We start from the raw sequence: 10,710 nt of genomic DNA, 5'->3' as shown, positions 1-10,710 counted from the left end.
TGGGCGTGGAGGTACTCCGACAGCACCTCGCCCGCGGTGGCGGGACCACCAGGGCTGCGTTCCGTCGCCACCGACGACTCCGCCGCACGCTTCGTCATGTCGTACCCCCCGGGACCCACGGCTGCGGCCCCGGGCCCGGGGCCGGGCCCGGCCCCGGTAATCCCGACCAGCGGCAGGTCATGTCGTTGAACCACGCCGTCGCCTCCGGGCGTCTATGAGCATCTCCTGTACGTTCCGCAGCGGCTGTCCGTCCGCGTCCGTCGCATGCCGGGTCCAGCCTCCGTCCGGGCCCAGGTGCCAGGAGGAGGTGGAGTCGGACATGCCGGTCTCCAGCAGCCGGTTGAGCGAGGCGCGGTGGCCGGCGTCGGTGACCCGTACCAGCGCCTCGATGCGGCGGTCCAGATTGCGGTGCATCATGTCGGCGCTGCCGAGCCACACCTCCGGCTCACCGCCGTTCCCGAACGCGAAGACGCGCGAGTGTTCCAGGAACCGGCCCAGGACGGAGCGGACCCGGATGTTCTCCGACAGCCCCTCGACGCCCGGCCGCAGGGCGCAGATGCCGCGCACCCAGACGTCGACCGGCACCCCGGCCTGCGACGCCCGGTAGAGGGCGTCGATGACGACCTCGTCCACCATCGAGTTGACCTTGATCCGCACGGAGGCGGGCCGCCCGGCCCGATGGTGGGTGACCTCCTTGTTGATGCGGGTGACGAGCCCGTCGCGCAGCGACTTGGGGGCGACGAGCAGCCGCCGGTAGTTCTCCCGCCGCGAGTAGCCGCTGAGCCGGTTGAACAGGTCGGAGAGGTCCGCGCCGACCTTGGGGTCGGCGGTGAGCAGCCCCAGGTCCTCGTACAGCCGGGCCGTCTTGGGGTGGTAGTTGCCGGTGCCGACGTGGGCGTAGCGGCGCAGGGTGTCGCCCTCCTGGCGGACCACCAGGGACAGCTTGCAGTGGGTCTTCAGCCCGACCAGGCCGTAGACCACATGGCAGCCGGCCTCCTCCAGCTTGCGCGCCCACTTGATGTTGGCCTGCTCGTCGAACCGGGCCTTGATCTCGACGAGCACCAGCACCTGCTTGCCGGACTCGGCGGCGTCGATGAGCGCGTCGACGATCGGCGACTTGCCCGACGTCCGGTAGAGCGTCTGCTTGATCGCGAGGACGTCCGGGTCCGCGGCGGCCTGCTCCAGGAACGCCTGGACGGAGGTCGAGAACGAGTCGTACGGGTGGTGCAGCAGCACATCGCGCTCGCGCAGCGCGGCGAAGATGTCGGGCGCGGAGGCGGACTCCACCTCGGCCAGGTCGCGATGGGTGCCAGCGACGAACTTCGGGTACTTCAGCTCGGGCCGGTCCGAGGCGGCTATGTCGAACAGCGCGGTCAGGTCGAGCGGGCCGGGCAGCGGGTACACCTCGGCGTCGGAGACCTTCAGCTCGCGGACGAGCAGATCGAGGACGTACGGGTCGATCGACTCCTCGACCTCCAGCCGCACCGGGGGCCCGAAGCGGCGCCGCAGCAGCTCCTTCTCCAGGGCCTGGAGCAGGTTCTCCGCGTCGTCCTCCTCGACCTCCAGGTCCTCGTTGCGCGTCACCCGGAACATGTGGTGCGCGAGCACCTCCATACCGGGGAACAGCTCCTCCAGATGCGCCGCGATCACGTCCTCCAGCGGCACATACCGGTGCGGGGACGCCTCCAGGAACCGCGAGAGCAGCGGCGGAACCTTCACCCGGGCGAAGTGGTCGTGGCCGCTGACCGGGTTGCGGACCACCACGGCGAGGTTCAGCGACAGCCCGGAGATATAGGGGAACGGATGCGCCGGGTCCACCGCGAGCGGGGTCAGCACCGGGAAGATCTGCTGGCGGAACAGGGTGAAGAGGCGGGACTGCTCCTTCTCCGTGAGGTCCGCCCAGCGGATCAGGTGGATGCCCTCCTCGGCGAGCGCCGGGGCCACGTCCTGCTGGTAGCAGGCGGCGTGCCGGGCCATGATCTCGCGGGACCGGGTCCAGATCTGCTCCAGCACCTCCCGGGGCTGGAGCCCGGAGGCGGAGCGGGTGGCCACGCCGGTCGCGATGCGCCGCTTGAGCCCCGCGACCCGCACCATGAAGAACTCGTCCAGGTTGCTGGCGAAGATCGCGAGGAAGTTCGCCCGCTCCAGCAGCGGGGTCGCCGGATCCTCGGCCAGCTCCAGCACCCGCTCGTTGAACGCCAGCCAGCTGCGCTCACGGTCCAGGAACCGGTTGTGGGGCAGCTCGGTGCCGTCCGCGTCCGTGCCGCCGTCCTCTTCCTCGTAGGTATCCGGATCGGCGTCGAGATCGGGATCCAGCGCCCGCACGGGCGGGGAGGCGACCGCGTGCGGACGGTGCGCCGCGATGGACCCGACCGACGGCTGGTGCTGGGGCTGCGGGACGTGGACCGGTGCCTGACCGCTGGACTCGTTCATGACCTCATTGTTCCGCGCCGCGACGACACGCGGCGTGGCGGAAGGCGGCGCGGTAGCGGCACGGAGCCTCCGGTTCGAGGGGTGGGGCACAGCGGGCTGCATTCAGTGATGCTTGCAACCGAGATTGAACCGTCGGTAACGGAGACATGGCGTTTGGGAAATCGGGACCCGTCCCGCAGGAGTCCCGACCGCCCCTCCCGGAGCCTCCGGTTCCGCCCGGAGAACCCCGTCTCTCCCGGCCGGCCGGCCCCTCCCGGACCCCCTGACTCCTTGCCCTCAGGTCTCGGTTCGATACATCAGATCCGTCTCGTGGGTGACGAACCCGAGCCGGTCGTAGACGGACACGGCGGCGAAATTGTCCGCGTCGACGTACAGCATCGCGGTCGGCAGCCCCTGCGCCGCCAGATGCCGCAGCCCGATCGCGGTCAGCGCCCGGCCGAGACCGCCGCCCTGCGCGCCCGGCCGCACCCCCACCACGTACACCTCGCCCAGCCGCTCCTCGGCGTGCACCTTCGTCCAGTGGAAGCCGACGATCTCGCCCGTGCGCTCGGCCAGGAAGAACCCGGCGGGGTCGAACCACACCTCGCCCTTGCGGTCGTCCAGGTCGCGCTGGGTGAGCGAGCCCTGCTCGGGGTGGTGGGCGAAGGCGGCGGCGTTCGCGGCGAGCCACGCCTCGTCGTCCTCACCGGGCCGGAAGGTCCGTACGGTCACGCCCTCCGGAAGCGTGGGCTCCGGGATGCCCAGCTCGTCCGGCGGGCCCAGCGGACGCCGCATCTGGCGCAGCTCGCGGAACAGGGTCAGCCCCAGCACCTGCGCCAGGTGCCGCGCCGAGGCGTGCCCGCCGTGCGCCCACACCCGCAGCCGCTTCCCGGACTCCTTCAGCAGCGTCACGCCCAGCGCCCGGCCGTGCCCCCGGCCGCGGTGCGCCGGACGCACCACCAGCTCGGCGGCCGGGGCCTCCACCGGGTCGGTGTCCTCCAGCTGCGCGTAGCCGACCAGCTCCCCGCTGGGCTCGCGCAGCACCAGATGGCGCACCCCCTCCCGGCGGCCCCGCAGCTGCAACCGCCCCTGCTCGGACACCGCCTGCTGCCCGTCGGCGCGCGCGGACTCGGCGATCAGCCGCAGCACGTCCTCGACCACTGCGGGCGCCAGTTCCTCCAGCACCTCGATCCGGCGGGCCCCGGCCGTCTCGTTCACCACGTCATCCATGGGACCGAGCGTACGTCCGCCCCCTTCCCCGGTAAGCCGCCGGACTCCTCGCCCCCGGCCCGGGTCACCCGGTTGACCACCGGCAACCAGCTCGTAACCTCCATCCCCCTGCCCCGCTACGCGCGTTGACCGTAAGCTGCCGCCCACCACTCACCACGGGGCACACAAGGGGACGACATGTCAGCGAGACCTCAACGGCGCGGAGCGGCACGCCGGTTGGCCACCGGAGTCGCGGTGCTGGCCACCGCCGCCGGGGTGCTGTCCGCCGCGAACCCGGCGGGGGCCGACGCCAAGGGGGCCGACGCCCAGCGGCACCGGCCCGGCCGCACCGTCGACGTACAGCTGCTGTCCTTCAACGACCTCCACGGGAACCTGGAACCCCCGCAGGGCTCCTCCGGCACCGTCACCGAAACCCAGCCGGACGGCACCACGAAGGCCATCCCGGCCGGGGGCGCCGAATACCTCGCCTCCGCGCTGCGCCAGGCCCGCAAGGGCCACGAGTACTCCGTCACCGCCGCCGGCGGCGACATGATCGGCGCGAGCCCGCTGATGTCCGGGCTCTTCCACGACGAGCCGACCATCGAGGCCCTCAACAAGCTCGACCTCGACGTCACCTCCGTCGGCAACCACGAGTTCGACGAGGGCCGCGCCGAGCTGACCCGTATGCAGAAGGGCGGCTGCCACCCCAAGGAGGGCTGCTACGAGAAGGGCAAGACCTTCAAGGGAGCCTCCTTCCCGTACCTGGCCGCCAACGTCACCGACGACAAGACCGGCAAGCCCATCCTCAAGCCGTACACCGTCTGGCGCCACAAGGGCGTGAAGGTCGGCTTCATCGGCGTCACCCTGGAGGGCACCCCCGACGTCGTCACCGCGGACGGTGTCAAGGGCCTGAAGTTCCACGACGAGGTCGAGACGATCAACAAGTACGCCAAGGAGCTCCAGCGCAAGGGCGTGAAGTCGATCGTCGCCCTCATCCACGAGGGCGGACAGCCCGCCTCCGCCGCGTACAACGGCGACTGCGACAACGGCGGCGCGGGCAAGGGCATCTCCGGTCCGATCGTGGACATCGCCAAGAACGTCACCCCGAAGGTCGACGCCCTGGTCACCGGCCACACCCACCAGGCCTACGCGTGCACGATCGCGGACCCCTCCGGTACCCCGCGCACCGTCACCTCCGCCGCCTCCTTCGGCCGCCTCTACACCGACACCACCCTCACCTACGACCGCCGCACGAACGACATCGTGCGCACCACGGTGAAGGGCGCCCACGCGGCGAACCACGTGGTCGACCGCGACCGGCCCAAGGCCGCCGACATGACCTCGCTCATCGGCCGCTGGAACAAGCTCGCCGCCCCCATCGCGAGCAAGCCCGTCGGCTATGTCTCCGCCGACATCAACGGCCGCGGCTCGGGCGCGTACGAATCCCCGCTGGGCGACGTCATCACCGACGCCCAGCTCGAAGCGCTCGCCCCGGACGACAAGGGCGGCGCCCAGATCGCCCTCATGAACCCCGGCGGCATCCGCTCCGACCTCGCCTACAAGGCGTCCGGCAGCGAGGGCGACGGGGTGGTGACGTACGGCGAGGCGTTCACCGTGCAGCCCTTCACCAACATGATGAACGTCATCGACCTGACCGGAGCCCAGCTCATCACCGCGCTCCAGCAGCAGGTCAGCGGCTCCAACGAGGCGTCCCCCAAGATCCTCCAGGTCTCGAAGGGCCTGACCTACACCCTCGATCTGACCAAGTCCGGCAAGGACCGGATCGTCACCGGCACGGTGAAGCTGAACGGTGAGCCCATCGACCCCGCCAAGACCTACCGCGTCGCGATGAACGAATTCCTCGCGGGCGGCGGCGACGGCTTCCCCGCCTTCAAGGACGGCAAGAACAAGCTCGTCGGCGCCTCCGACCTGGAGGCGCTCAACGCCTACCTGGGCGCGCACTCGTCGGCGTCCACGCCCCTGACCCCGCCGAAGGCGGACCGCATCACCATCGTGAAGTGACCGCGTGAATTGAACCCACCCGCGGCCCGGCCCGGCTTACGGACCGGGCCGCAGGTGTGTCTCAGCCCAGCATCTCCTCGATCAGGTCGGCGGCCCGCGCCGTGCCGCCCTCGGCCCGCACCTCGTCGCGCAGGTCCGCAGCCCGACGGGCCACCTTCCCGTCCGTGGTGAGGTCGAGCAGAGCGGCGCGCAGCACCTCGGCGGTCGCGTCCGCCGTGTCGACGCGGCGGGCCACGCCCAGTTCGACGAGCCGGTCGGCGTTCACCGGCTGCTCGGCCCCCTGCGGTACGGCGATCATGGGCAGCCCGTAGTACAGGCCCTCGCCGCTGCTGCCCATCCCCGCGTGGGTGATGAACGCGTCGGCCCGCTCCAGGATCGCCAGCTGCGGCACCCACCGGCGCACCTCGACGCCTGCCGGGACGTGCCCCAGCTCCTCCAGGTCGACGTAACGGCCGATCTGGAGCACGACATGCCACCCGGGCAGATCACCGAAGGCGGCCAGGCACTCCCGGTAGAAGCCGGGCTGCCGGGTGTAGGCCGAGCCCAGGGAGACCAGCAGCACCTTCTCGGCGTCCGCTGGGCGTTCCCACCGGCCCTGGTCGGCGCGGTCGCCGAGGCACGGCCCGACGAACGTGACCACCTCCTCGTTCACCCGGTCCGCGTTCGGCTGCATGGCCCGGGGGATCAGCGCGATCGCCCGCCCGGGCGGCCCGCAGAAGGCGTTCACGTCGGTGGTCGTGGCCCCGCAACCGGCCAGCCACGCGGCGAACTTCGCCTGGTACGCGTCGGCCCCCGGCAGCGCCATGAGGTGCGCCACGACCTCCTGTTCGTAGCCCTCCCAGGCGACGAAGGACGGCGAGAGCTGCACCGCCGGACGCCCCTGCGCCTCGGCGAGGACCCGCCCGGCGTACCCGCCGATGTCGTAGAGGTAGAGGTCGGCGGGGTCGCTGTCGTACGCGGCGCGCAGCTGCGGCAGCGCCTGGATCGCGTCGTCCAGGAAGACGGTCATCGCGGCGATGGGGTCCTCGGGCCAGTCGTTGTCGACGACGGGCAGGGTCGAGCCGTACGGCACCAATGCGGCGCCGGTCGGCATGATGACGTCCGCCCGGTACGAGTCATTGGCGTACGTCACGCGGTGACCGCGCGCCACCAGCTCCCGGATGACTTCGAGGCTGGGCAGGATGTGGCTGATGGCAGGAATGCCGACCATCGCGATATGGGCACGGCGACGGGACATGAGAGATCACTCGATTCAGGTCTACGGCGAATGGGGACACGACGAACCGGCGCAGCGGCGATCTCACCGGTGCGCTGGAGAGTGCGGCGTGTCAGCCGTAGATCTGAAGAAACGAGTCCATGGGCGTACGCTACCCCGGCCGTTCGCGCCGCCGCCTCCCCTTTTCGCGCCCGCCCCGGCGAACTCAGCCCGCGATAAGCGATCCCTCAGCGCCCGGCCTTAGGGTCGGCCCTGCGACGGGCCGCCCGTTCTCCCCCCCTCTCCCGGCGGGCCGTCGCCCTCAAACCGCCCCGGGAAATGCCGCGGCCCTTTCCGCGCCCCTTCCCCGCCCCGGCGCCGACCGCCCTCCGCATTTCGTGCACCGGTTCTTTCAAGACCGAATGCGCGGCATTTCCGCCACGGCCCACTGGTCGGCGGCCGCACCGAGCCGCCGGACGCCGCGCCGCGGAAATCGCCACGGGCCCGGCAGCGGCCCGAGAAGGCCCACAGAGGACCGCGGGCGCGCCAGGACGACGAAAGGGGCCGCCGGACCGTACGAAACGGTCCAGCGGCCCCTCAGCCGCTCACAAGGTGACGCTTATGCGTCCTTGCTCAGGTTCGGGCCTCCACCGGCGGCGGACTCGATCGGCGGGGTGTCCGGCAGAGCCGACTTCTCCTCGCCGCGGAAGGTGAACTTCTTCTCCTCACCCTCGCCCTCGGTGTCCACGACCACGATGTGGCCCGGACGCAGCTCGCCGAAGAGAATCTTCTCCGAGAGCACGTCCTCGATTTCCCGCTGAATGGTCCGGCGCAGCGGCCGGGCACCCAGCACGGGGTCATAGCCCCGCTTGGCGAGCAGCTTCTTGGCGACGCCACTGAGCTCGATGCCCATGTCGCGGTCCTTGAGCCGCTCGTCCACCTTGGTGATCATGAGGTCGACGATCTGGATGATGTCTTCCTCGGTGAGCTGGTGGAAGACGACCGTGTCGTCGACACGGTTGAGGAACTCGGGCCGGAAGTGCTGCTTCAGCTCCTCGTTGACCTTGTTCTTCATCCGCTCGTAGCCGGTCTTCACATCGCCCTGGGCGGCGAAGCCCAGGTTGAAGCCCTTGGAGATGTCCCGGGTGCCGAGGTTGGTGGTCATGATGATCACCGTGTTCTTGAAGTCCACGACCCGGCCCTGGGAGTCGGTCAGCCGACCGTCCTCCAGGATCTGGAGCAGCGAGTTGAAGATGTCCGGGTGGGCCTTCTCGACCTCGTCGAAGAGGACCACGGAGAACGGCTTGCGGCGCACCTTCTCGGTGAGCTGGCCGCCCTCCTCGTAGCCCACGTATCCGGGCGGGGAGCCGAAGAGCCGCGAGACGGTGTGCTTCTCGCTGAACTCCGACATGTCGAGCGAGATCATCGCGTCCTCGTCACCGAAGAGGAACTCGGCGAGAGTCTTGCTCAGCTCGGTCTTACCGACACCGGACGGGCCCGCGAAGATGAAGGAGCCGCCGGGGCGCTTCGGGTCCTTGAGGCCCGCACGCGTACGCCGGATGGCCTGCGAGAGCGCCTTGATGGCGTCCTTCTGGCCGATGACGCGCTTGTGGAGCTCGTCCTCCATGCGCAGCAGCCGGGAGGACTCCTCCTCGGTGAGCTTGAAGACCGGGATGCCGGTGGCCGTGGCCAGGACCTCGGCGATCAGCTCCTCGTCGACCTCGGCGACGACATCCATGTCGCCGGCCTTCCACTCCTTCTCCCGCTTCGCCTTCGCGGCCAGGAGCTGCTTCTCCTTGTCGCGCAGGCCCGCGGCCATCTCGAAGTCCTGCGAGTCGATCGCGGACTCCTTCTCCCGGCGCACGTCGGCGATCTTCTCGTCGAACTCGCGCAGGTCCGGCGGCGCGGTCATCCGGCGGATCCGCATCCGGGAACCGGCCTCGTCGATCAGGTCGATCGCCTTGTCCGGCAGGAAGCGGTCCGAGATGTAGCGGTCGGCCAGGGTGGCGGCCGCGACCAGGGCCGAGTCCGTGATCGAGACGCGGTGGTGCGCCTCGTAGCGGTCCCGCAGGCCCTTGAGGATCTCGATGGTGTGCGGCAGCGACGGCTCGGCGACCTGGATGGGCTGGAAGCGGCGCTCCAGGGCCGCATCCTTCTCCAGGTACTTCCGGTACTCGTCGAGCGTCGTCGCACCGATGGTCTGGAGCTCGCCCCGCGCCAGCATCGGCTTGAGGATGCTCGCGGCATCGATCGCGCCCTCGGCGGCACCCGCACCCACCAGGGTGTGGAGCTCGTCGATGAACAGGATGATGTCGCCGCGGGTGCGGATCTCCTTGAGGACCTTCTTCAGGCGCTCCTCGAAATCACCGCGGTAGCGGGAGCCGGCGACCAGGGCACCCAGGTCCAGGGTGTAGAGGTGCTTGTCCTTGAGGGTCTCGGGCACCTCGCCCTTGACGATGGCCTGGGCCAGGCCCTCGACGACCGCCGTCTTACCGACGCCGGGCTCGCCGATGAGGACCGGGTTGTTCTTGGTGCGGCGCGAAAGCACCTGCATGACCCGCTCGATCTCCTTCTCGCGCCCGATGACCGGGTCGAGCTTGGATTCGCGGGCGGCCTGGGTGAGGTTGCGGCCGAACTGGTCCAGGACGAGCGAGGTGGAGGGAGTGCCCTCCGCCGGGCCGCCGGCGGTGGCGGCCTCCTTGCCCTGGTAGCCGGAGAGCAGCTGGATGACCTGCTGCCGCACCCGGTTCAGATCGGCGCCCAGCTTCACGAGGACCTGGGCGGCGACGCCCTCGCCCTCGCGGATCAGGCCGAGCAGGATGTGCTCCGTGCCGATGTAGTTGTGGCCGAGCTGAAGGGCCTCGCGGAGCGACAGCTCCAGGACCTTCTTGGCACGGGGGGTGAAGGGGATGTGCCCGGACGGGGCCTGCTGGCCCTGACCGATGATCTCCTCCACCTGCTGGCGGACCGCCTCGAGCGAAATCCCGAGGCTCTCCAGGGCCTTAGCGGCGACACCCTCACCCTCGTGGATCAGGCCCAGGAGAATGTGTTCGGTGCCGATGTAGTTGTGGTTGAGCATCCGGGCTTCTTCCTGAGCCAGGACGACAACCCGCCGCGCGCGGTCGGTGAACCTCTCGAACATCGTTAATCGCTCCTCAGAGCGGTCAGAAAGATCGGGGACGATCCCCTCCCTGTCCTTCCGCATGCTAGTCCCGCAACCCGGGACAGCTCATTCCAACTGCCGACAACCGTCCGGATCGACCCCACTCTCACAGGGTGCACAGCAGATGGCCTCCTGCCCGAACAGCCGACAACTGCTCCAACCCGATGGTGCGAGACGATGTTCCCGCAGGCCAGGCATATACGCCCACCGTCAGTACGCCGATGGCGAACGCCCCTTTCTCCCGACACGCGGACCGCCCCTCCCACTAGGGATGTCTTACCCGCAAGCACGGACACTCCATGCCGGGCGGGCCGGTTCCCTCCGCTACGGGCGAACAACCTTGCGCCAGTTCACCGCCCCTGCACGCCCCCATCCGATCACGCCATGCGGTTGTCCGCCCACGGGACGTAACCTTCGGGGAGGGAGACAGTTTCTCTGGGCATGATCCCCACCGCCACGGCGCCGTCCGGCCGCTCACAGGACCGCCCGGCCCCCGGACCGTGCTCACCCGCACAGGGCGCACCGGGGTGCGCGCGGTGGTACGAACGGGGGCTGAACTGGCCGACGACCGGCAGCGGTCCCGTCGAGCTGCTCACGGGGGTGGCATTCGACGTACTGGAGCTGCCGGTCGTCGCCGGTTTCGCGCTGCTGCGGCGCGTACCGCGGACCGGTCCGGTCGCGGTGGAGGGCCCCTGGATGCGGCTGCTGG

General features: G+C 70.1%; 5 protein-coding genes. 1 reads left to right on the top strand and 4 read right to left on the bottom strand.

Going from position 1 to position 10,710, the window contains the following annotated elements; genetic code table 11:
- Window positions 1-177 precede the first annotated feature (177 nt).
- Complete coding sequence (locus SSOG_RS24330; RefSeq protein WP_009716903.1) at window positions 178-2,433, bottom strand: RNA degradosome polyphosphate kinase; 2,256 nt, start codon at window positions 2,431-2,433, stop codon at window positions 178-180.
- 276 nt (window positions 2,434-2,709) lie between these two features.
- A complete protein-coding gene (mshD, locus tag SSOG_RS24325; RefSeq protein WP_039938576.1) occupies window positions 2,710-3,642 on the bottom strand; it encodes a mycothiol synthase in 933 nt (310 codons plus the stop codon).
- A 177-nt stretch (window positions 3,643-3,819) separates the two neighbouring features.
- Here mshD and SSOG_RS24320 point away from each other — a divergent pair, with 177 nt between their 5' ends.
- Window positions 3,820-5,643, top strand: coding sequence for a bifunctional metallophosphatase/5'-nucleotidase (locus tag SSOG_RS24320; protein WP_050799950.1), 1,824 nt, complete (start codon window positions 3,820-3,822; stop codon window positions 5,641-5,643).
- A gap of 61 nt (window positions 5,644-5,704) precedes the next feature.
- Here SSOG_RS24320 and SSOG_RS24315 read toward each other — a convergent pair whose 3' ends face one another.
- Both SSOG_RS24315 and SSOG_RS24310 read right to left on the bottom strand, forming a co-directional pair.
- A complete protein-coding gene (locus SSOG_RS24315; RefSeq protein ID WP_009716900.1) occupies window positions 5,705-6,880 on the bottom strand; it encodes a macrolide family glycosyltransferase in 1,176 nt (391 codons plus the stop codon).
- Window positions 6,881-7,457: 577 nt separating this feature from the next.
- Window positions 7,458-9,980: an ATP-dependent Clp protease ATP-binding subunit gene (locus SSOG_RS24310; protein WP_009716899.1), complete on the bottom strand. Its 2,523-nt coding sequence runs from the start codon at window positions 9,978-9,980 to the stop codon at window positions 7,458-7,460.
- Between the last annotated feature and the right edge of the window lie 730 nt (window positions 9,981-10,710).

It is taken from the genome of Streptomyces himastatinicus ATCC 53653 (genome assembly GCF_000158915.1).
GTDB lineage: Bacteria > Actinomycetota > Actinomycetes > Streptomycetales > Streptomycetaceae > Streptomyces > Streptomyces himastatinicus.
The sequence above is the reverse complement of the archived record's forward strand: the minus strand, read 5'-3'. Positions and strand labels throughout refer to the sequence as shown.

Bases quoted from the DNA above. Each gene is read 5' to 3' on its own strand.
- SSOG_RS24330 (WP_009716903.1), bottom strand. From the start codon at position 2,433: ATGAACGAGTCCAGCGGTCAGGCACCGGTCCACGTCCCGCAGCCCCAG.
- mshD (WP_039938576.1), bottom strand. From the start codon at position 3,642: ATGGATGACGTGGTGAACGAGACGGCCGGGGCCCGCCGGATCGAGGTG.
- SSOG_RS24320 (WP_050799950.1), top strand. From the start codon at position 3,820: ATGTCAGCGAGACCTCAACGGCGCGGAGCGGCACGCCGGTTGGCCACC.
- SSOG_RS24315 (WP_009716900.1), bottom strand. From the start codon at position 6,880: ATGTCCCGTCGCCGTGCCCATATCGCGATGGTCGGCATTCCTGCCATC.
- SSOG_RS24310 (WP_009716899.1), bottom strand. From the start codon at position 9,980: ATGTTCGAGAGGTTCACCGACCGCGCGCGGCGGGTTGTCGTCCTGGCT.